Below are 20,936 nucleotides of genomic sequence, written 5' to 3' on the forward strand. Positions count from 1 at the left end.
GCTCGGCGTCGAGGCGGTCGGCGAGCCGGCGGGCCTCCGCCGCGACCGCCGGCGCGTCGGCCCCGGCGGCGCCGGTGTCGACGAGGAGCAGCAGATTGGGCCGGGAGCCGGGGAACTCGCGCTCCAGGGCCTCCGTCGCGTACGTGGACTCGGCGGCCGGGTCCTCCCAGCCGCCGCTGCCCATCCGGTCGGCGACGCCACCGCCCGCGAGGACGGCGAGCGCGGTGATCACGAGCGCGACGAGGAGCGTGAGGCGGGGCCGTGCGGTCACGAAGCGCGTCCAGCCCCCTGCCCTGCCTCCGGACCTGACTCCGGACCCGGCCCCCGGCCTGCCCCTGGATTCCGCCCCTGAGCCGGTCCCTGACCTGCCCCCTTGCGGTCCCGCGGGCGCCGTTTCCTTGACTTCGGCCATGACGAGGTGTCCCCTTCACCTGACCCGTGCGCTCGCTTCCCGGCAGGTCGCATGGGTCGCCCATTGCCATAGACTGGCAAACACGAGCGATCACTCGCGTTTCTCAAGAATGCGAGCGACCTCTCGTGTTTGTCAAACGTGTTGAGGAGAGCTGGGGACAGCCATGTCCGAAGAACCGAAGCCGCGCCGGCGTCAGGCGCGCGGCGAGCGCCGCATCGCGCAGCTGCTCCAGGCCGCCGCGGACGTCTTCTGCGCGAACGGCTACACGGCGACCAGCACCAACGCCATCGCCCGCGAGGCCCACGTCTCACCCGGGACGCTCTACCAGTACTTCCCCAACAAGGAAGCGATCGCGATCGAACTGGGCGGCCGCCTCATCCACCAGATGCGCGAGGCCCACGGCCTGGCCTTCACCCCGGAGAACCTGGCGCTGCCGCTGCCCCGGCTCCTCGACGCCGTGCTCGACCCGATGATCGAGTTCAACTGCGCCAACCCGGTCTTCCTCGCCCTGATGCACGGCTCGGAGATACCGGGCCGGATCGCCGAGGAGCACGACGAGCTGCACGCCTCCCTGCTCGCCCGGGTCCGCGAGGTGATCGGCCACCGCGCCCCCGGCCTGCCCCCGGACGAGCTGGCCCGGATCGCGGACATGACCTTCGCGGTGGTCAAGGGAGGGCTCTCCCTCGTCCTGGCCGCCCCCGAGGGCCCGGCCCGGCGCGCGACCGTCGACGAGCTGAAGAAGGTCCTCCTGCGCTACCTCTCGCCGCTCCTCGACGGGGCGCCCGAGCCCGCGTCCACCACCTGACGACACCAGCGTCCACGGCCTGACGCCCCCGCCGGCACGCCGGTCCTCACCAGGACTCGGAGCCGCTCCCCGGCGGGTCCGTGGAGACCGGCCGCTCCCCCGCGTCCGCCGCCGTCCCCGTCCTCGTCCCCGCCCCCGCCCGCGCCCGGAGCTTCAGCGCGAGCAGCGGGAAGACGAGGACGGAGAGCATGCCCGCCCCGACCAGCGCCGCCGACTCGCCGGCCGTCATCGCCCCCTCGTCCACGCCGATGGTGGTGATGGCGACGACGAGCGGCAGGGCGGTGGAGCCGTACAGGACGAGCCCGCCCCGGTCCCGCCGGTCCAGGTCGCGCGGGGCGAGGAGCCACAGGGGCCCACCGCGCACCACCAGGAACAGCAGCAGGAAGACGGGGAGCAGGAGGAGGGTCCGGCCGCCGGAGAGGAGCGAGTCCAGGTCGAACTCCAGCCCGGTGACGACGAAGAAGACCGGGACGAGGAAGCCGAAGCCGACGGCCTCGACCTTCTCCAGGATCTGCGGCCCGGCCTCGGGCGCGGCCCCGGTCAGGACAAGTCGGGTGATGAGCCCGGCGGCGAAGGCGCCGAGCAGCACGTCGAGGCCGAGTGCCTCGGAGGCCCCGAGCATGAGGGCGATGAGCAGGAAGACGAAGCGGACCGCGAACTGCCCGCTGCTGTGCAGGGTCTTGGCGATGACGGTCGAGAACCACGGCGGCCGGGGCCGCAGCGCCCAGTAGACGGCGGCCGCCGTGAGCGCCGCGAAGACGGCGAGGAGGACGGTCGACTCGGCGGCGCCGCGCCCGCTGAGCAGCAGGGCCATGGCGATGATCGGCCCGAACTCGCCGACCGCCCCGAAGGCCATGACGACCGATCCGAACCGGCCGTGCAGCTCCCCGGAGTCCCGCAGCACCGGCAGGACGGTGCCGAGCGCGGTGCTGGTCAGGGCGACCCCGACGAAGACCCCCTTGGTGTAGCCGCCGCCGAGCAGAACGCCGGTGCCGAGCCCCAGGACGAGGGCGATCAGCCAGGCCCGGACGGCGCGCCGGAGGGTGTCCCCGCGGACCTTGCCGAACTCGATCTCGTACCCCGCGAGGAAGATCAGCATGGTGAGTCCGAGCTCGGAGAGGCCGTCGATCAGGTCGTCGGACTCGGCCCAGCCGAGGACGTCCGGGCCGATGAGGATGCCGAGGAGGATCTCGAAGATGACGAGGGGGACGGGGAGCCTGCGCCCCACGCCGTAGGCGAGGAGCGGCGCCAGGACGGCGATCGCCATGATCAGGATGAGCGTGGTCCCCGAATGCGACATATCGGGTATTTACCATGGATCCCGACCGGTCGCCCCGTCGACCTCACGGGGCAGCGGCTCCCGAGAACCCGGGCGTCCCGCTGGCACGGATACCCCCTCGGGGTATAGTCTGACCGGAGAACGAGATCCCGCCCCTCAGGAGGAGAGCGCCATGTCCGCAGAGACCCAGACCGAACTCACCACCGTCTACCAGGTCAAGGGCATGACCTGCGGCCACTGCGAGGGTGCCGTGTCCGGCGAGATCTCCGCGCTCCCCGGCGTCACCTCCGTCACGGCCGTCGCCAAGACCGGCGAGGTCACCGTCGTCTCCGCCGCGCCGCTCGACCGCGAGGCCGTCGCCGCCGCCGTGGACGAGGCCGGCTACGAGCTGGTCTGAGACCCGCCGCCGGACCGGGACCTCTGCCGGGCGGCAGGTCCGACCGCCGTCCCGCGCCGCTCCGCAGGGCCGTACCGTTACCGGTACGGCCCTGCTCCCCTTCCTGGAACCGCACATGACCCCCACCACCACCGTCACCGAGCTGACCATCGGCGGGATGACCTGCGCCTCCTGCGCGGCCCGCGTCGAGAAGAAGCTCAACCGGATGGACGGCGTGACCGCGACCGTCAACTACGCCACGGAGAAGGCGCGCGTCGAGCACGCGCCGGAGGTCGGGGTCGACGAGCTGATCGCCACCGTCGTGCGCACCGGCTACACCGCCGAGGAACCCCCGCCGCCCGCGCCCGAACCGGAGCCGGAGCCCAAGCCGGCGGCGGAAGCGCCGGAGGCCGGGGCCCCCGAGACCGAGGACCCCCGGCTCGACTCGCTCCGGCAGCGGCTCACGGTCTCCGCCGTCCTGGCGGCCCCCGTCGTCCTGCTCGCGATGGTCCCCGCCCTCCAGTTCGACAACTGGCAGTGGCTCTCGCTCACCCTCGCCGCCCCCGTCGTCGTCTGGGGCGGACTGCCCTTCCACCGGGCCGCCTGGACCAACCTCCGGCACGGCGCCGCCACCATGGACACCCTCGTCTCGCTCGGCACCCTCGCCGCCTTCGGCTGGTCGCTCTGGGCGCTCTTCCTCGGCGACGCGGGCATGACCGGCATGCGGCACGGCTTCGACCTCACGGCGGACCGCGCCGACGCCTCCTCGACGATCTACCTGGAGGTCGCGGCCGGGGTCGTCACCTTCATCCTGCTCGGCCGCTTCCTGGAGGCCCGCGCCAAGCGGAAGGCGGGCGCCGCGCTGCGGGCCCTGATGGACCTCGGCGCCAAGGACGTGGCCGTCCTCAGGGACGGCGCGGAGGTACGGGTGCCGGTCGCCGCCCTCCGTACCGGCGACCTCTTCGTCGTACGGCCCGGGGAGAAGGTCGCCACCGACGGCACCGTCGTCGAGGGCGACTCCGCCGTCGACGCCTCGCTCCTGACCGGCGAGTCCCTGCCCGTGGACGTCACCGCCGGCGACCCGGTCAGCGGCGCGCTCGTGAACGTCTCCGGGCGGCTCGTCGTCCGCGCCACCCGCGTCGGGGCCGACACCCGGCTCGCCCGGATGGCGAGGCTCGTCGAGGAGGCCCAGAACGGCAAGGCGGAGGTGCAGCGGCTCGCCGACCGGATCTCCGCCGTCTTCGTCCCGGTCGTCCTCCTGATCGCGCTCGGCACCCTCGTCGGACAGCTCCTCGCCACCGACGACGTCACCGCCTCCTTCACCGCCGCCGTGGCGGTCCTGATCATCGCCTGCCCCTGCGCGCTGGGCCTGGCGACCCCGACCGCCCTGATGGTCGGCACCGGCCGGGGCGCCCAGCTCGGCATCCTCATCAAGGGCCCCGAGGTCCTGGAGTCCACCCGCCGCGTCGACACCGTCGTCCTCGACAAGACCGGCACCGTCACCACCGGGCGCATGGAGCTGACCGGGGTGCGGGTGTACGGCGGGACGTACGGCACCGAGGGCACCGACGAGACCGAGCTGCTGCGCCTCGCGGGCGCCCTGGAGCACGCCTCCGAGCACCCGGTGGCGCGCGCCGTGGCGGCCGGCGCCGCGGCGCGGGTCGGCGAGCTGCCCGTACCGAAGACCTTCGAGAACGTCCCCGGCCTCGGCGTGCGCGGCTCCGTCGACGGCCGGCTCGTCGTCGTGGGGCGGGCGGCGCTGCTCGCGGCCGAGGAGATCGAGGTGCCCGGGGAGGCGGGCGGCCCCGGCGTCGTCCACGTCGCGTGGGACGGGCGGGCCCGCGGCACCCTCACCGTCGCCGACACGGTCAGGGAGACCAGCGCGGAAGCGGTCGCCCGGCTGCGCGCGCTGGGGCTGCGGCCCGTGCTCCTGACCGGGGACCACCGGGCGGTCGCGGAGGCCGTGGCGGCCGAGGTCGGCATCGACGAGGTGATCGCCGACGTGCTGCCCGAGGAGAAGGCCGGGGTGGTGCGGCGACTGCAGGCGGAGGGCCGGACGGTCGCCATGGTCGGCGACGGCGTGAACGACGCCGCCGCGCTCGCCACCGCCGATCTGGGCCTCGCGATGGGGACGGGGACGGACGCGGCGATCGAGGCGAGCGACCTGACCCTGGTCCGGGGCGACCTGCGGGTCGCGGCGGACGCGATCCGGCTCTCCCGGCGCACCCTGGCGACGATCAAGGGCAACCTCGGGTGGGCCTTCGGCTACAACGTCGCGGCGATCCCGCTCGCGGCGGCAGGACTCCTCAACCCGATGATCGCGGGCCTGGCGATGGCCCTTTCGTCCGTGTTCGTCGTCTCCCACAGCCTTCGGCTGCGGAGGTTCGTGTGAATTCACCTACGTGTGACGCACAGGACCTTCACAAAGAGATCTAGATCACAGATATTGTGGGGTAACCATCTGGGCTGTTCGCGAGTCTAAGTGGGCGAGCCACGAACGTCTTGGGGGACGTTCATGGGATGTCTTGGGGGACGTCCCAGGCGAGCGTTGGCCGGGGCACGTGTCGGGGAGCTTTGAGCGGCCCTCCCGTACGTACCCCGGCAGACCGCGCAGACCCGCGCAGCTTCTGCTGAACCCGGCAGACGCCCGGCCCGGATCCCGTGGGGGGAATCCGCTCCGGGGATATGGGAAGCGCCCCGCTCGTCGACCCGTGGGGGGATCGACGGCGGGGCGCTTTTCCTTTGACCGGAGGCGCGACGCGAGGGTCAGCGGGCCTCGACCGGGACGAAGTCGCGCAGGACCTCGCCGGTGTAGATCTGGCGCGGGCGGCCGATGCGGGAGCCCGGCTCCTTGATCATCTCGTGCCACTGGGCGATCCAGCCGGGGAGACGACCGAGCGCGAAGAGCACGGTGAACATCTCGGTCGGGAAGCCCATCGCGCGGTAGATGAGACCCGTGTAGAAGTCCACGTTCGGGTAGAGGTTGCGCGAGACGAAGTAGTCGTCGGAGAGCGCGTGCTCCTCCAGCTTGAGCGCGATGTCCAGCAGCTCGTCGGACTTGCCGAGGGCCGAGAGGACGTCGTGCGCCGCCGCCTTGATGATCTTGGCGCGGGGGTCGAAGGACTTGTACACCCGGTGGCCGAAGCCCATCAGGCGGACGCCGTCCTCCTTGTTCTTCACCTTGCGGATGAAGGAGTCGACGTCGCCGCCGTTGGCCTGGATGCCCTCCAGCATCTCCAGGACCGACTGGTTGGCGCCGCCGTGCAGCGGGCCCCAGAGGGCCGAGATGCCGGCGGAGATCGAGGCGAACATGTTCGCCTGCGAGGAGCCGACCAGACGCACGGTGGAGGTCGAACAGTTCTGCTCGTGGTCCGCGTGCAGGATCAGCAGCTTGTCGAGCGCCGAGACGACGACCGGGTCGAGCTCGTACTCCTGCGCCGGGACCGAGAAGGTCATGCGCAGGAAGTTCTCGACGTAGCCGAGGTCGTTGCGCGGGTAGACGAAGGGGTGGCCGATCGACTTCTTGTACGCGTACGCCGCGATCGTCGGCAGCTTGGCGAGCAGCCGGATCGTGGAGAGGTGGCGCTGCTTCTCGTCGAACGGGTTGTGGCTGTCCTGGTAGAAGGTGGACAGCGCGGACACCACGGAGGACAGCATCGCCATCGGGTGGGCGTCCCGCGGGAAGCCGCGGAAGAAGTTCTTGACGTCCTCGTGGACCAGCGTGTGCTGGGTGATCTCGTTCTGGAAGGTCGCGAGCTCGTCGACCTTGGGAAGCTCACCGTTGATCAGCAGGTACGCCACCTCGAGGAAGGTGGAGCGCTCGGCCAGCTGCTCGATGGGGTAGCCGCGGTACCGCAGAATGCCCTGCTCACCGTCGAGGTAGGTGATGGCGGATTTGTAGGCGGCGGTGTTGCCGTATCCGCTGTCCAGGGTGACCAGACCGGTCTGGGCTCGCAGCTTCCCGATGTCGAAGCCCTTGTCGCCGACGGTGCTCTCGACCACCGGGTAGGTGTATTCACCGTCCGCGTACCGCAGTACTACAGAGTTGTCGCTCACGTCATCCCTCACCGACGTAGTGCCTCTTCTTCGAGGTGCCCTGACTGTCTCTACCATCCCCCATTTGGCTCAGGAGAGTGCACTCGGGGTCGACCATTGGGCCAATCGGCGGCACTCAGTGCCGCCAACCTGCTTATCCTGCCCCCTTCGCCCCGGTTCCGGTAGCCCTCCGTGATCTTTCACACGAGGGTGCCCCCTGTGAGCCGATGGGCCAGTGCGGTAAAGCGCCGGCCGGCGGAGACCGTACGGACCGCCTGGGCGATCGCCCGGCGGGAGCCGACCAGGACGACGAGCTTCCGCGCCCGGGTCACGGCCGTGTAGAGCAGGTTGCGCTGCAGCATCATCCACGCGCTCATGGTGACCGGAATCACCACCGCCGGATACTCGCTGCCCTGCGAACGGTGGATGGTGACCGCGTACGCGTGGGCGAGTTCGTCCAGCTCGTCGAAGTCGTACGGCACCTCCTCGTCCTCGTCCGTCCGCACGGTGAGCCGCTGCTCGACGGGGTCCAGTGACGTCACCACGCCGACCGTACCGTTGAAGACCCCATTGGCGCCCTTTTCGTAGTTGTTCCGGATCTGGGTGACTTTGTCGCCCACCCGGAAGACCCGGCCGCCGAACCGCTTCTCCGGGAGGTCCGGACGGGCCGGGGTGATCGCCTGCTGGAGCAGTCCGTTGAGCGCGCCCGCGCCGGCCGGTCCCCGGTGCATCGGGGCGAGGACCTGGACGTCCCGGCGCGGATCGAGGCCGAACTTGGCCGGAATCCGCCGGGCCGCGACCTCCACGGCGACCCGGGCCGCGTCCTCCGTCTCCTCCTCGGCGAAGAGGAAGAAGTCCGGCAGCCCCTGGGTGAGGGGCGGGGTCCCGGCGTTGATCCGGTGCGCGTTGGTGACCACCCCGGACTCCTGGGCCTGGCGGAAGATCCGGGTCAGCCGCACCGCCGGCACGGGGCTGTCGGGGGCGAGGAGGTCCCCGAGGACCTCGCCCGCGCCGACCGACGGCAGCTGGTCGACGTCCCCGACGAGCAGCAGATGGGCGCCCGGCGCCACCGCCTTCACCAGCTTGTTCGCGAGCAGCAGGTCGAGCATCGAGGCCTCGTCGACCACGATCAGGTCCGCGTCGAGCGGCCTGTCCCGGTCGTAGGCCGCGTCCCCGCCCGGCTTCAGCTCCAGGAGCCGGTGGACCGTGGAGGCCTCCGCGCCGGTCAGCTCGGCCAGCCGCTTGGCCGCCCGGCCCGTCGGCGCCGCCAGCACCACCTTGGCCCGCTTGGCCCGGGCCAGCTCCACGACGGACCGCACGGTGAAGGACTTCCCGCAGCCGGGGCCGCCCGTCAGGACCGCCACCTTCCGGGTCAGGGCGAGCCGGACCGCCTCCTCCTGCTCGGGCGCCAGCGTCGCCCCCGTACGGTCCGCGAGCCACGCCAGCGCCTTGTCCCAGGCCACGTCCCCGAAGGCCGCCAGCCGGTCCTCCTCGGCCCGCAGCAGCCGCCGCAGCTGCCCGGCGAGGGACAGCTCCGCCCGGTGGAACGGCACCAGGAACACGGCCGTGACGGGCGCCCCCTCCGGGCCCGGCACCACCTCCCGTACGACCCCCTCGGGGTCCGCCGCCAGCTCGGCGAGGCACTCGATGACGAGGCCGGTGTCCACCTGGAGCAGCTTCACGGCGTCCGCGATGAGCCGCTCCTCGGGCAGGAAGCAGTGGCCCTGGTCGGTGGACTGCGACAGCGCGTACTGCAGGCCCGCCTTCACCCGGTCGGGGCTGTCGTGCGGGATGCCGACGGCCTGCGCGATCCGGTCGGCGGTCAGGAAGCCGATGCCCCACACGTCGGCGGCGAGGCGGTAGGGCTGGTTGCGCACGACGGAGATCGAGGCGTCGCCGTACTGCTTGTAGATCCGCACCGCGATCGAGGTGGAGACGCCGACCCCCTGGAGGAAGACCATCACCTCCTTGATCGCCTTCTGCTCCTCCCAGGCAGCCCCGATCAGCTTCGTCCGCTTCGGCCCGAGCCCCGGCACCTCGATCAGCCGCTTCGGCTCGCTCTCGATGACGTCCAGCGTGTCCGTACCGAAGTGGTCCACGATCCGCTCGGCGATCCGCGGCCCGATGCCCTTGATCAGACCGGAGCCGAGGTAGCGGCGTATGCCCTGGATGGTGGCGGGCAGCACCGTCGTGTAGTTGTCGACCGTGAACTGCTTCCCGTACTGCGGATGGGACCCCCAACGCCCCTCCATCCGCAGCGACTCCCCGGGCTGCGCCCCGAGCAGCGCCCCCACCACGGTCAGCAGCTCCCCGCCGCCCCGCCCGGTGTCGACCCGGGCGACCGTGTACCCGTTCTCCTCATTGGCGTAGGTGATCCGCTCAAGGACCCCCTCGACCACCGCCGGACCCCGACCCTCATTGGACATGCCCCGACGGTAGCGAAGCCCTCGGACAGCGGGGGGCGCGCCTGTGGACAACGGGCCGCGCGGGAGGGCCCGGTGCGCGTCAGCCTCGGTTCAGGAAGCCCTCTCGGAGTTCCGGGTCGCGCAGGAGGGTCAGTACGCCGTCCTCGCCCGCGAAAAGGGCCTCGGCCGCCGGGTGTTCGGACTGGTGGAACATCGCGACGAGCACATCGACCAGCGGGCGGTTCCAGGAGACCTGGACGATTTCCCGCGCCTGGTCGTGCTGGCCCTCGTCCGTGACGATGCGCCACAGTCGGAGGGCTTGCCGGGACAGCGCGTAGGCGTCCACCCGTCCCTTGACCAGGACCGGTCTGCTGTTCAGTCCGAACACGTCGATGCACGCCTGGCCCTGGGGTGTCCTCGCCCGGTACTCGCCGAGGGGCAGCACCAGGCGCAGGTGGTCCAGCGGTTCCCCCAGGGTCGGGTCGACGAGGAGGGCCGCGCCGTCGGCGTCGAGCGGGAACAGGCTGCGCTTCTGGTTGCTGTTGCAGTACGAGCAGGCGAGCAGGTGGTTGGACCAGTCGAAGGTCCGGAGGGGGGTACGGCTCTTCGGGTCGAAGTGGTCGATGTCCGTGCCCTGGCTCTCGCCGCAGTACATGCAGCGCGCGTGGCCGGGCGCCATCTCCGTGAGCGCGGCGAGGAGCGCGGGACGTACCGTGCGACGCGCCGCCCACAGCTCCCTGGCCCGGTCCTTCCGGGCCTTGTCCGTGGCCTGCTCCGCGATCTCCTCGGTGTACTCCCCCAGCCGCGTCACCGTCCCCGGCGGCAGCGCGACGCGCCGAAGCCGGATCATCCCGCCTTGCCCTCCGCGCTCTCGCCGGAGAGGCGGTTCAGACGGGCGGACATCTCGTCGAGCCGAGCCGTCGGCGAACTGGTGAGCCGGTTCTTCAGCTCCTTGTACCGGGAGAGGGTCTCCGGCGATGCGTCGCCTTCGTAGACGCTGGCCTCCAGCTCCACGAACTCGGCCCGGAGCAGCTCGGCCCGCTCGGAGTACGGGGTGTCCAGACCGAACAGCTCCGAGAGGACGGCGTCGTCTCCGCTGCCGAAGACCACCCGCTCGTACAGGTCGTGCGCCACCACCTCGGGCGCGGCCTCCTCGCCCACTCCGGGGAGGCGAACGAGACCTCCGGGGTCGGCCGCCTGACAGATGTACGGGCTGTGGGTGGTGACGATGAACTGGATGTGGGGGAAGCGGGAGGTCAGCCACGGTCCGATGCGCCGCTGCCAGGTGATGTGGAGGTGGGCGTCGATCTCGTCGATGATCACGACGCCGGGGACGCGGATCGCCCGCAGCCCTTCGCCCTCCGCAGGGAACGCCGCGTCACCGAACGACTCGTGGATCTGCTTGAGCAGGTCGACGACGAGGGAGGCGACCGTGCGGAAGCCGTCGCTCATCTCGCGCAGGGGGAAGCGCTGCCCGTCGCGCGTGACCCAGAGTCCCTCCGAGTCCACGTCGTCCACGCGGTATCCGTCCGGGAGGAGCCCGTCGCCCAGGACGGACAGGGCCGCCCTCTTCAGGGACTCGGCGCCCTCCTTCCCCTCCAGCGCGCGCAGGTGCTGCTCGATCAGCCACGCGACGCCCTCGGCGAGGGAAGCGTCCTCGTGGAACAGGCTGGCCTGCCGGGCGACCGGGCCGGCGGCCAGCATCAGCCGCTGTACGTCTCCGGATCCTCCCGCCATGCGCCGGAACGGCCCGTACGCGGCGCAGAACCAGCCCGACGGGTTGTCGGCCCACGGGCCGCGCCCGGCCGGGGTCGCACTGGTCGCCCGTGCCTTCGGGTAGCGGACCTCCTCCAGGGCGGGCTGCGCGACCCGGTGGCCGCTCGGCTCGCTCGGGGCGGTCCACTTGAGTCCGGCCCAGAACTCGTCCACGGTCCTGCCCCCGGCGCTGAACCTGTCGAAGGTCCGGTCCCGCACGATGTCGACCTCGGCCAGGGCGACCCTCGTTCCCCGCGAGATCCAGTTCTCGAAGCTCTGCACGAGCCCGCGTGCCGCCACGGGTCCGCTCAGGGCCAGCGCCAGCGCGCGCAGCAGCGTCGTCTTGCCCGAGCCGTTGCGGCCCGCGAGCACCGTCCAGCCGGCGTGTCCGCCGTCCGGCCGCGTCAGCGTCAGGTCGACCGTGCGGGAACCGTGGAAGGACTTGATGTTCTCGATGTGGAGCCTGCTGACGTACATGGGAGCCGTTGTCCGTTCGCTCGGTCCTGGGGGCGGAACCAGGGCTGGAGACGACCTGCCGACCCGGACGGCCGATTCTACGGAAGGCGGTGCGGGCGCCCCGTACTCTCGCGGCCCCGCGCGAAGCCCGGTGTCGCGCCCCGACTCCGGACGCCGGGCACGGGAACGGCCGGGGCCGGGTGGTGGGGGCCGCACATCCCTCACCGGCCGGCCCCGGCGGGGTGGAGGGCCGCACCCCTTCGGGCTCAGACCGCCAGGTAGGCGGTCAGGGTCTCCTCCAGGACCTCGGTGCCGTCCCGGGTCCACAGGTCGTCGTTGAAGAGTTCGACCTCCACCGGGCCCGTGTAACCCGCCTCCTCGACCAGGGCCGCCCAGGCCGTCAGGTCGATGACGCCCGTGCCGAGCTGGCCGCGGCCGTTGAGGACGCCCGCCGGGAGGGGGGTGGTCCAGTCGGCGAGCTGGAAGGAGTGGATGCGGCCCGCCGCGCCCGCGCGGGCGACCGCCGCCGGGGCCCGGTCGTCCCACCACAGGTGGTACGTGTCGACGGTGACGCCCACCTGGTCCGCCGGGAAGTGCTCGGCGATCTCCAGGGCCTGGTCCAGGGTGGAGACGGCGCACCGGTCGGAGGCGTACATCGGGTGGAGGGGCTCGATGGCGAGGCGGACGCCCCGCTCGCCCGCGTACGGGGCGAGGGCGCCGATCGCCTCGGTGATGCGGGCCCGGGCGGCGGGCAGGTCGGGGCAGGCGGGGGTGAGGCCGCCGGAGACCAGGACGAGGGTGTCGGTGCCGAGCGCCACCGCCTCGTCGACGGCCGCGCGGTTCTCCGCCTCCCAGCCGTCGGAGGTGAAGAAGCCGCCCCGGCAGAGGGTGGTGACGGTGAGTCCGGCGTCCCGTACGAGCGCGGCGGCGGCCTCGGTCCCGTACGCCCGGACGGGTTCGCGCCAGAGGCCGACGCCGGGGACGCCGAGCCGGACGCACTGCGCGACCAGGTCGGGCAGCGCGAGCTGCTTCACCGTCATCTGGTTGATGCCGAAGCGGTCGAGGTTCATGCCGGTACTCCGTGGACCGTGAGGAGGGCCCGCATCCGGGTCTCGGCGAGGGCCGGGTCCGGGAAGAGGCCGAGGCCGTCGGCGAGTTCGTACGCGCGGGCGAGGTGCGGCAGCGAGCGGGCGGACTGGAGGCCGCCGACCATGGTGAAGTGGTCCTGGTGGCCGGCGAGCCAGGCGAGGAGCACGACGCCCGTCTTGTAGAAGCGGGTCGGCGCCCGGAAGAGGTGGCGGGAGAGTGCGACGGTCGGGTCGAGGAGCTTGCGGAAGCCGTCGGTGTCCCCCGTGTCGAGGACCCGGACGGCCTCGGCGGCGAGCGGGCCCAGCGGGTCGAAGATGCCGAGGAGGGCGTGGCTGAAGCCCTGCTCGTCCCCGGCGATCAGCTCCGGGTAGTGGAAGTCGTCGCCGGTGTAGCAGCGGACGCCCTCGGGGAGGCGGCGGCGCAGGGCGACCTCGCGGCCCGCGTCGAGGAGGGAGATCTTGATGCCGTCGACCTTGTCGGGGTGGGCCCTGATGACGTCGAGGAAGGTCTCGGTGGCGGCGTCGAGGTCGGCGGAGCCCCAGTAGCCCTCCAGGGCCGGGTCGAACATCGGGCCGAGCCAGTGCAGGACGACGGGCTCGCTCGCCTGGCGCAGGAGGTGGCCGTAGAGGTCGAGGTAGTCCTCGGGGCCTGCGGCCTCGGCGGCCAGGGCGCGGGAGGCCATCAGGATCGCCTGGGCGCCCGACTCCTCGACGACGGCGAGCTGTTCCTCGTAGGCGGCGCGGATCTCCGGCAGGGTGCCGGCGGCGAGCTGGTCGGTGCCGACGCCGCAGGCGATGCGGCCGCCGACGGCCTTAGCCTCGGCGGAGGAGCGGCGGATCAGTTCGGCGGCGCCGGCCCAGTCGAGGCCCATGCCGCGCTGGGCGGTGTCCATGGCCTCGGCGACGCCCAGGCCGTGGGCCCACAGGTGGCGGCGGAAGGCGAGGGTGGCGTCCCAGTCGACGGCGGCGGGGCCGTCGGGGGTGGTGTCGGCGTACGGGTCGGCGACGACGTGGGCGGCGGAGAAGACCGTACGGGAGGCCGGGGCGCCGCCCGGGGCGAGCGCGAGGGGCTCGGCGCGGGGCGCGTACGCGCGGAGCGCGCCGTCGGGTCCGGGGAGGCGGATCACAGGGAGACCTCCGGGACGTCGAGGCGGCGGCCCTCGGCGGCGGACCTCAGGCCGAGCTCGGCGAGCTGGACGCCGCGGGCGCCGGCGAGGAGGTCCCAGTGGTAGGGCTCGCCGAGGGTGACGTGGCGCAGGAACAGCTCCCACTGGGCCTTGAAGCCGTTGTCGAACTCGGTGTTGTCGGGGACCTCCTGCCACTGGTCGCGGAAGGACTCGGTGGCGGGGATGTCCGGGTTCCAGACGGGCTTGGGGGTGGCGGAGCGGTGCTGGACGCGGCAGCCGCGCAGTCCGGCGACGGCGGAGCCGTGGGTGCCGTCGACCTGGAACTCGACGAGTTCGTCGCGGTGGACGCGGACGGCCCAGGAGGAGTTGATCTGGGCGACGGTGCCGCCCTCCAGCTGGAAGATGCCGTAGGCGGCGTCGTCGGCGGTCGCCTCGTAGGGCTTGCCGTGCTCGTCCCAGCGGCGCGGGACGTGGGTGGCGACGTGGGCGCTGACGGAGGTGACGCGGCCGAACAGCTCGTGGAGCACGTACTCCCAGTGCGGGAACATGTCGACGACGATGCCGCCGCCGTCCTCGGCGCGGTAGTTCCAGCTGGGGCGCTGGGCCTCCTGCCAGTCGCCCTCGAAGACCCAGTAGCCGAACTCGCCGCGCACGGAGAGGATCTCGCCGAAGAAGCCGCCGTCGACGAGCCGCTTCAGCTTGAGCAGGCCGGGGAGGAAGAGCTTGTCCTGGACGACGCCGTGCTTGATGCCCCTAGCCTCGGCGAGGCGGGCGAGTTCGAGGGCGCCGGCGAGGTCGGCTGCCGTCGGCTTCTCGGTGTAGATGTGCTTTCCGGCGCCGATGGCGCGGGTGAGCGCGTCGACGCGGGCGGAGGTGACCTGGGCGTCGAAGTAGATGTCGACGGTGTCGTCGGCGAGGACGGCGTCGAGGTCGGTGGACCACTCGGTGAGGCCGTGCTTCTCGGCGAGGGCGCGGAGGGCGGGTTCGCGGCGGCCGACGAGGACCGGTTCGGGCCAGAGGGTCTCGCCGTTGCCGAGGTCGAGGCCGCCCTGCTCGCGCAGCGCGAGGATCGAGCGGACGAGGTGCTGGCGGTAGCCCATGCGCCCGGTGACGCCGTTCATGGCGATGCGGACTGTCCTGCGTGTCACGGAGGTTTCCTCTCCCCGGCGTTCCGCGCTCGATAGAAAGCGCTTTCTGTCGGCGATGACGCTAGCCTGCCGACATCGCCGCCGACAAGAGCCCTGGAGGTACGCACACGATGACCGTCACCCTGGCGGACGTGGCAGCCCGCGCCCGGGTCTCCCCCGCCACCGTCTCCCGCGTCCTCAACGGCAACTACCCGGTCGCCGCCTCGACCCGGGAACGGGTGCTGCGGGCCGTCGACGAGCTGGACTACGTCCTCAACGGGCCCGCGAGCTCGCTCGCCGCCGCCACGTCCGACCTGATCGGCGTCCTCGTCAACGACATCGCCGACCCCTTCTTCGGGATCATGGCGAGCGCCGCGCAGGGCGCGATCGGGGAGGGCGGGTCGGGGCGGGCCGGGGGCGAGAAGCTGGCCGTCGTCTGCAACACGGGCGGCTCGCCCGAACGCGAGCTGACCTACCTGACCCTGCTCCAGCGGCAGCGGGCCGCGGCCGTCATCCTCATGGGCGGCTCCCTGGAGGACCCGGGGCACCTCGCGGCGACGGCCGGCAAGCTCAGCCGGCTCGCGGAGGCCGGGACGCGGGTCGTCCTGTGCGGGCGGCCGCCGGTGCCGGGCGACGCCAACGCGGCGGCGCTCGTCTTCGACAACCGCGCCGGGGCCCGGCTGCTCACCGAGCACCTCCTCGGCCTCGGCCACCGCCGGATCGGTTACGTGGCGGGGCCCGCCGACCGCACCACCACCCGGCACCGCCTGGAGGGCCACCGGGAGGCGCTCGCCGCGGCGGGCGTCGCCGAGGGGCCGACCGTGCACGGCCCGTACGACCGCCGCTCGGGGCACACGGCGACGGCCGCACTCCTCGCCCGCGACCCGGACCTCACGGCGATCGTGGCCGCCAACGACACGGTGGCCCTCGGCGTCTGCGCCGCCCTGCGCGAGCGGGGCCTGTCCATCCCGGACGACGTGTCGGTGGCCGGCTTCGACGACCTGCCGTTCTCGGTGGACGCCGTCCCCGCGCTCACGACCGTACGGCTCCCGCTCCACGACGCGGGCGTACGGGCGGGCCGCCTCGCGGTGGGCGCGGAGGAGCCCCCGGCGGGGGGCCCGCAGACGGTCCCTGGGGAGCTGGTGGTGCGGGGGTCGACGGCGGCGCCCCGGGGGTGACGGGCCGCTACCGTTGTGAGCGACGACACACGGAGGAGCGGATGGCGACCATACTGATGGACCTTCCGAGCGCCTGGGACGTCCTCGACGGCGTCCCCCTGCCCGACGGCTACCGCGTCGAGATCACCAACGGGAAGATCATCATGACGCCGCAGGGCGAGGACCGGTCGGACCAGACCTGCACCGTCCACCGCACCCCGACCCGTACGGGGACCTACCTGGACCAGGAGACGATCGCCTTCGGCGAGGACCTCGTCCTGCCCCTCGAAGGGCGCGAGATCGTCGTCAGGACCGACGGGTTCCCGCGCTCCGGGGGCTGAGTCACGCCTCCGGCGTCAGGCCCGTCGCCGTGAGGACCGCGTCGACCGTCTCCTCCACCGTCAGGTCGGCGTTGTCGATCCACGTGCCCTCGTCGACGAGTTCGTCGCGCATCGCCTCGTCCAGGAAGGCCCAGTTGGTCGTCAGCTTCTTGTGGCGGGCGTTGTTGCGCTCCCAGGCCTTGTCCGGGCCGGGCGTCAGGAAGACCGCGTGGAGCGGGCCCGTACGCGCCTGGGAGCGGTAGAAGCCGAGGTGGGAGCGGCGGACGACCACGTCGTCGACGACCGGCAGGAAGCCGGCCGTGACGAAGCTGTCCGCGAGGAGGCAGGCGTTGCGGGCGCGGAGGAAGATCTGGCGGTCCGCCTCCGGGTCGCCGTCCGGGGTCGGCCAGTGGCCGCCGCGGACGATGAGGTTCTGGAGCTCGTCGACCTCGATGTGCGCGGAGGCGGTGAACCGGGCCGCGAGGGCGGCCGCGACGGTGGACTTGCCGCTGCCGGGGATGCCGCTGAGCAGGACGATTCCGGGAGCCGGGGTGCGGTCGACGGGGACGAGATCCATCCCCGCAGCGTAGGACAACGGCTCAACGCGCCGCCGTGGCGGGTGACTCGGAAGCCGCCGCCCCGGGCGTCGGCGCGGGCGCGTCGGGAGCCGCCGAGGCGGGCGTCGGCGCGGGCGGCGCCGTGCGCGTCGCGTCGCCCGGGCGCCTCGGCGCGAACGACGTCAGGGCGACCCCGCCGACGAGCAGCGCCGCCGCGCACCAGCGGAGCGGGCTCACGGCCTCGCCGAGGAAGAGCGCGGCGGAGGACATCCCGAAGACGGGGACGAGGAGCGAGAAGGGCGCGACGGAGGAGGCCGGGTGGCGTCGCAGCAGCCACCCCCAGGCCCCGAAGCCGAAGACGGTGGTGATCCAGGCGACGTAGACGATGACGCCCGCACCGGTCCAGTCGAGGCCGCGGAGGGCGGCGAGGTCGCGCTCCGGTCCTTCGAGGAGGAGGGAGAGGCCGAGCAGCGGCAGGACGGGGACGGTGCTCACCCACACCATGAAGTTGAGGGCGTCGGGCGGGGCGGCCCTGCGGGTGAGAACGTTGGAGACGCCCCAGCAGGCCGCGGCGGCGACCACCAGGACGAAGCCGGTCACCGGGCCCGCGGCGCCCTCGTCGACGGCGGCGACGCCGATGCCCGCGAGGGCGACGCCCATGCCGGCGAGGGCGAGGCGGCCGGGCCGCTCGCCGAGGACGGCGAAGGCGAAGAGGGCCGTGAAGACGGCCTGGACCTGGAGGACGAGGGAGGACAGCCCGGCGGGGGCGCCGAGGTCCATGCCGGTGAAGAGCAGTCCGAACTTGGCCACGCCGAGGACGAGTCCGACGCCGACGATCCACTTCCAGGCCACGGTGGGGCGGCCCACGAGGAAGACGGCGGGGAGGGCGGCCGCGAGGAAGCGGAGGGCGGAGAAGAGCAGCGGCGGGAAGTGGTCGAGGCCGATCTCGATGACGACGAAGTTGACGCCCCAGACGGCGGCGACCAGGGCGGCGAGGGCGAGGTGGGACGGGCGCATGCCGTCGAGCATGGCCGCCCCGGACCGTGAAGCACCAGCACGGGTCTCTACATGGTTGGATGAAGCGATGCTTCATCCACCGCGCCCGTGAGGAGACGAGGGTGCTCGATCTCGGCCGCCTGCGCGCCCTGCACGCCGTCGCCGTCCACGGCAGTGTCGGCGCCGCCGCCACCGCCCTCGGCTACACCCCGTCGGCCGTCTCGCAGCAGATCGCGAAGCTGGAGCGCGAGACCCGTACGACCCTGCTCGAACGGAGCGGGCGCGGTGTGCGGCTCACCGACGAGGCTCACCATCTGGCCGCCACCGCCCGGCAGTTGCTGGCGCTCGTCGAGGAGGCGGAGGTCCGTCTTGAGGAGCAGCGCGGGCTGCCCGCCGGGCGGCTCGCGATCGGCTGCTTCGCGAGCGCGGCGCGCGGTCTGATGCCCCGGGTGCTCGCGGAGCTGGCGCGGCTCCACCCTGACCTCGACGCCCGGCTCTCGGAGGTGGACCCGCACCTGTCGGTGGACCTGGTGGCGCGCGGGGTGATCGATCTGGCCGTGGCGCACGACTGGGACATCGCCCCGCTGCCGGCGCCGCCGGGTGTGGAGCAGGCGGTGATCGGCGACGACCTGTGCGACATCCTGGTGCACGGGGACCATCCGCTGGCGGTGCGGGACGCGGTGCGCCGGGAGGAGCTGGCGGCGGAGCGGTGGATCTCGCAGCCGCCGGGGACGGTGTGCCACGACTGGCTGACGCGGACGCTGCGGGCGACGGGGTACGAGCCGCTGATCGTCCATCAGGCGGAGGAGAACCACACGCAGGTGGCGCTGGTGGCGGCCGGTCTCGGCATCGCGCTGGTGCCGCGGCTGGGGCGCGGGGCGCTGCCGTCCGAGGTGGTTCCGGTCCGGCTCGAACCGGTGCCGACGCGGCGGCTGCACGCCATGTGGCGGACGGGTGCGGCGCGGCGGCCGGCGATCCGCGAGACGGTCCGTACGCTCCAGGAGCTCTGGCCGTCGGTCTCCTCGGCGGTCTGAGCACCGTTTCGTGCGCGGATCCTTGACCTGGCAGTTACTTTCGGGCTATCCGTGTCCCCTTGGAAGTTTCCTTCAACCTTGCACGGCCGGAAGGAGCATCAGTTGCACCACCGCGCCCCCGTCCCCTCCCCCTCCCGACGCACTCTCCTCACGGTGACCGCCGCGGCCGCCGCGGCGGCCGTCACCGGCGTCGTCGCCCCCGCCGCCCGCGCGGAGACCGACGACCGCGCCGACGACCGGAAGCTCCGGCAGATCATCGACCGCATGTCGCTGGAGGAGAAGGTCGGCCAGCTCTTCGTCATGCGGGTGTACGGCCATTCGGCGACCGCCCCGGACCAGGCCGACGTCGACGCCAACGTCAAGGAGATCGGCGTCCGCACGGCCGCCGAACTCGTGGAGCGCTACCACGTGGGCGGCGTCATCTACTTCACGTGGGCCCACAACACCCGCGACCCGCAGCAGATCGCCGAGCTCTCCAACGGCATCCAGCAGGCCGCCCTCGCCCAGCGCACCCCGGTGCCGGTGCTGATCTCCACCGACCAGGAGCACGGGATCGTCTGCCGGGTCGGCGAGCCCGCCACCCTGGTGCCGGGGGCGATGGCCCTCGGGGCGGGCGGTTCGCTCGCGGACGCCCGCAAGGCCGCCCAGATCGCGGGCGCCGAGCTGGCCGCCGTCGGCATCCGGCAGAACTACGCGCCGGTCGCGGACGTCAACGTCAACCCGGCCAACCCGGTCATCGGCGTCCGCTCCTTCGGCTCCGACCCGTGGGCGGTGGCCGGTCTCGTCGCCGCCCAGGTGAAGGGCTACCAGCGGGCGGGCGTGGCGGCCACCTCCAAGCACTTCCCCGGGCACGGCGACACCGCCGTCGACAGCCACTACGGCCTGCCGACGATCACCCACACGCGGGCGCAGTGGGCCGAGCTCGACGCCCCGCCGTTCGCGTCGGCGATCGAGGCCGGGATCGACTCGATCATGACGGCGCACATCGTGGTGCCCGCGCTCGACCCGAGCGAGGACCCGGCCACGCTCTCCCGGCCGATCCTCACCGGCATCCTGCGCGAACAGCTCGGCTACGACGGGGTGGTGGTGACCGACTCCCTCGGCATGGAGGGGGTGCGGACGAAGTACGGCGACGACCGCGTCCCCGTCCTGGCGCTGAAGGCCGGCGTGGACCAGCTGCTCAACCCGCCGAAGCTCGACGTGGCCTGGAACGCGGTCCTGGCGGCGGTGAAGGGCGGCGAGCTGACCGAGGCCCGGCTCGACGAATCGATCCTGCGGATCCTGCGCCTGAAGGCGAAGCTGGGCCTGTTCCGGCAGCCGTACGCCACGCGGGCCGGGGTCGACCGGGTGGTCGGCACCGCCGCCCACCGCGCTCACGCCGACCGCATCGCCGAGGCCACCACCACGCTCCTCCTCAACGAGGACGCGTTCCTGCCGCTGAGCCCGGCCACGCACGGCTCGGTCCTGGTGGTGGGAGCCGACCCGGCCTCCCCGTCCGGTACGACGGGCCCTCCGACCACCACGCTCGCGCGGGCCCTGACGGAGCTGGGCTTCACCGCGACCGCGCTGTCCACCGGGATCACCCCGACGGCGGCGCGGATCGAGGAGGCGGTGGCCGCGGCGGCCGGCAAGGACGTGGTCGTCGTCGGCACGTACAACGTCTCGGCGACCAGTCCGCAGCGCACGCTCGTCGCCCGGCTGGTGGCGACCGGGGTGCCCGTGGTGACGATCGCGATCCGCAACCCGTACGACGTCGCCCGGCTCTCCGGGCAGCGGGCCACGCTCGCCGCCTACTCCTGGACCGACGTCGAACTCCGCGCCGCCGCCCGGGTCCTGGCCGGCCGGGCCCGGCCGCGAGGCCGCCTCCCGGTGCCGGTGCAGAGCGCCGACGACCCGTCGCAGGTGCTGTACCCGGTCGGCCACGGCCTCTCGTACACGCGCTGACCCGCGCGGGAGGACGAGGGGCCCCGGGACGACGACGGGGTGCGTCCGGTCCGGACGCACCCC

17 protein-coding genes and 1 pseudogene are annotated in these 20,936 nt (G+C 72.8%); 7 read left to right on the forward strand and 11 right to left on the reverse strand.

The genetic code is table 11. The annotated features are described in order from the left end of the window. Window positions 1-412 (reverse strand): annotated as a pseudogene (locus ACWDVG_RS17115) (MMPL family transporter); the annotation flags it as partial. Between the two features lie 163 nt (window positions 413-575). Here ACWDVG_RS17115 and ACWDVG_RS17120 point away from each other — a divergent pair. Then, the gene (locus ACWDVG_RS17120) at window positions 576-1,217 is read left to right on the forward strand and encodes a TetR/AcrR family transcriptional regulator (protein ID WP_451700018.1); all 642 of its coding nucleotides are present in this window, start codon (window positions 576-578) and stop codon (window positions 1,215-1,217) included. 46 nt (window positions 1,218-1,263) lie between these two features. On the opposite strand, the gene ACWDVG_RS17125 is transcribed toward ACWDVG_RS17120, so the two are convergent. Beyond that, window positions 1,264-2,517: a cation:proton antiporter gene (locus ACWDVG_RS17125; RefSeq protein WP_451700019.1), complete on the reverse strand. Its 1,254-nt coding sequence runs from the start codon at window positions 2,515-2,517 to the stop codon at window positions 1,264-1,266. Window positions 2,518-2,668: 151 nt separating this feature from the next. Here ACWDVG_RS17125 and ACWDVG_RS17130 point away from each other — a divergent pair, with 151 nt between their 5' ends. Both ACWDVG_RS17130 and ACWDVG_RS17135 read left to right on the forward strand, forming a co-directional pair. Next, complete coding sequence (locus tag ACWDVG_RS17130; protein ID WP_451700020.1) at window positions 2,669-2,893, forward strand: heavy-metal-associated domain-containing protein; 225 nt, start codon at window positions 2,669-2,671, stop codon at window positions 2,891-2,893. 115 nt (window positions 2,894-3,008) lie between these two features. Next, complete coding sequence (locus ACWDVG_RS17135; protein WP_451700021.1) at window positions 3,009-5,264, forward strand: heavy metal translocating P-type ATPase; 2,256 nt, start codon at window positions 3,009-3,011, stop codon at window positions 5,262-5,264. A 374-nt stretch (window positions 5,265-5,638) separates the two neighbouring features. On the opposite strand, the gene ACWDVG_RS17140 is transcribed toward ACWDVG_RS17135, so the two are convergent. From ACWDVG_RS17140 to ACWDVG_RS17170, 7 genes are all read right to left on the reverse strand, one after another. Beyond that, on the reverse strand, window positions 5,639-6,928 hold the full coding sequence (locus ACWDVG_RS17140) for a citrate synthase (protein WP_451700023.1): 1,290 nt from the start codon (window positions 6,926-6,928) through the stop codon (window positions 5,639-5,641). A 179-nt stretch (window positions 6,929-7,107) separates the two neighbouring features. After that, window positions 7,108-9,333 (reverse strand): SF1B family DNA helicase RecD2, encoded by a 2,226-nt coding sequence (gene recD2, locus ACWDVG_RS17145; protein ID WP_451700024.1) that lies wholly within the window; start codon window positions 9,331-9,333, stop codon window positions 7,108-7,110. A 79-nt stretch (window positions 9,334-9,412) separates the two neighbouring features. After that, window positions 9,413-10,162, reverse strand: a complete 750-nt coding sequence (locus ACWDVG_RS17150; protein ID WP_451700025.1) for an HNH endonuclease — start codon at window positions 10,160-10,162, stop codon at window positions 9,413-9,415. Further along, window positions 10,159-11,544, reverse strand: a complete 1,386-nt coding sequence (locus ACWDVG_RS17155) for an AAA family ATPase (protein ID WP_451700026.1) — start codon at window positions 11,542-11,544, stop codon at window positions 10,159-10,161. Before ACWDVG_RS17155 ends, ACWDVG_RS17150 begins: the two co-directional genes overlap by 4 nt. 245 nt (window positions 11,545-11,789) lie before the next feature. Further along, a complete protein-coding gene (locus tag ACWDVG_RS17160) occupies window positions 11,790-12,593 on the reverse strand; it encodes a sugar phosphate isomerase/epimerase family protein (RefSeq protein ID WP_451700027.1) in 804 nt (267 codons plus the stop codon). Next, window positions 12,590-13,738, reverse strand: coding sequence for a dihydrodipicolinate synthase family protein (locus ACWDVG_RS17165; RefSeq protein ID WP_451700029.1), 1,149 nt, complete (start codon window positions 13,736-13,738; stop codon window positions 12,590-12,592). The genes ACWDVG_RS17160 and ACWDVG_RS17165 overlap by 4 nt, the downstream gene beginning before the upstream one ends. Then, on the reverse strand, window positions 13,735-14,886 hold the full coding sequence (locus ACWDVG_RS17170) for a Gfo/Idh/MocA family protein (RefSeq protein ID WP_451700030.1): 1,152 nt from the start codon (window positions 14,884-14,886) through the stop codon (window positions 13,735-13,737). The genes ACWDVG_RS17165 and ACWDVG_RS17170 overlap by 4 nt, the downstream gene beginning before the upstream one ends. Before the next feature lie 110 nt (window positions 14,887-14,996). Here ACWDVG_RS17170 and ACWDVG_RS17175 point away from each other — a divergent pair, with 110 nt between their 5' ends. Continuing rightward, complete coding sequence (locus ACWDVG_RS17175; protein WP_451700031.1) at window positions 14,997-16,043, forward strand: LacI family DNA-binding transcriptional regulator; 1,047 nt, start codon at window positions 14,997-14,999, stop codon at window positions 16,041-16,043. A gap of 41 nt (window positions 16,044-16,084) precedes the next feature. Beyond that, window positions 16,085-16,363, forward strand: a complete 279-nt coding sequence (locus ACWDVG_RS17180) for a hypothetical protein (RefSeq protein WP_451700032.1) — start codon at window positions 16,085-16,087, stop codon at window positions 16,361-16,363. A gap of 1 nt (window position 16,364) precedes the next feature. Here ACWDVG_RS17180 and ACWDVG_RS17185 read toward each other — a convergent pair whose 3' ends face one another. Both ACWDVG_RS17185 and ACWDVG_RS17190 read right to left on the reverse strand, forming a co-directional pair. After that, window positions 16,365-16,919 (reverse strand): AAA family ATPase, encoded by a 555-nt coding sequence (locus tag ACWDVG_RS17185; RefSeq protein WP_451700034.1) that lies wholly within the window; start codon window positions 16,917-16,919, stop codon window positions 16,365-16,367. Window positions 16,920-16,941: 22 nt separating this feature from the next. Then, window positions 16,942-17,916 (reverse strand): EamA family transporter, encoded by a 975-nt coding sequence (locus ACWDVG_RS17190; protein WP_451700035.1) that lies wholly within the window; start codon window positions 17,914-17,916, stop codon window positions 16,942-16,944. 101 nt (window positions 17,917-18,017) lie between these two features. Between ACWDVG_RS17190 and ACWDVG_RS17195 the strand changes: the two genes are divergently transcribed. Beyond that, window positions 18,018-18,929, forward strand: a complete 912-nt coding sequence (locus tag ACWDVG_RS17195) for a LysR family transcriptional regulator (protein ID WP_451700106.1) — start codon at window positions 18,018-18,020, stop codon at window positions 18,927-18,929. Window positions 18,930-19,082: 153 nt separating this feature from the next. After that, entirely contained in the window at window positions 19,083-20,873 is a 1,791-nt protein-coding gene (locus ACWDVG_RS17200) for a glycoside hydrolase family 3 protein (protein ID WP_451700036.1), read from the forward strand. Window positions 20,874-20,936: the final 63 nt, after the last annotated feature.

It is taken from the genome of Streptomyces sp. NPDC003327 (assembly GCF_053589515.1).

Bases quoted from the DNA above. Each gene is read 5' to 3' on its own strand.
- ACWDVG_RS17135 (WP_451700021.1), top strand. From the start codon at position 3,009: ATGACCCCCACCACCACCGTCACCGAGCTGACCATCGGCGGGATGACC.
- ACWDVG_RS17175 (WP_451700031.1), top strand. From the start codon at position 14,997: ATGACCGTCACCCTGGCGGACGTGGCAGCCCGCGCCCGGGTCTCCCCC.
- ACWDVG_RS17160 (WP_451700027.1), bottom strand. From the start codon at position 12,593: ATGAACCTCGACCGCTTCGGCATCAACCAGATGACGGTGAAGCAGCTC.
- ACWDVG_RS17150 (WP_451700025.1), bottom strand. From the start codon at position 10,162: ATGATCCGGCTTCGGCGCGTCGCGCTGCCGCCGGGGACGGTGACGCGG.
- ACWDVG_RS17180 (WP_451700032.1), top strand. From the start codon at position 16,085: ATGGCGACCATACTGATGGACCTTCCGAGCGCCTGGGACGTCCTCGAC.
- ACWDVG_RS17120 (WP_451700018.1), top strand. From the start codon at position 576: ATGTCCGAAGAACCGAAGCCGCGCCGGCGTCAGGCGCGCGGCGAGCGC.
- recD2 (WP_451700024.1), bottom strand. From the start codon at position 9,333: ATGTCCAATGAGGGTCGGGGTCCGGCGGTGGTCGAGGGGGTCCTTGAG.
- ACWDVG_RS17190 (WP_451700035.1), bottom strand. From the start codon at position 17,916: ATGCGCCCGTCCCACCTCGCCCTCGCCGCCCTGGTCGCCGCCGTCTGG.
- ACWDVG_RS17125 (WP_451700019.1), bottom strand. From the start codon at position 2,517: ATGTCGCATTCGGGGACCACGCTCATCCTGATCATGGCGATCGCCGTC.
- ACWDVG_RS17185 (WP_451700034.1), bottom strand. From the start codon at position 16,919: ATGGATCTCGTCCCCGTCGACCGCACCCCGGCTCCCGGAATCGTCCTG.
- ACWDVG_RS17130 (WP_451700020.1), top strand. From the start codon at position 2,669: ATGTCCGCAGAGACCCAGACCGAACTCACCACCGTCTACCAGGTCAAG.
- ACWDVG_RS17155 (WP_451700026.1), bottom strand. From the start codon at position 11,544: ATGTACGTCAGCAGGCTCCACATCGAGAACATCAAGTCCTTCCACGGT.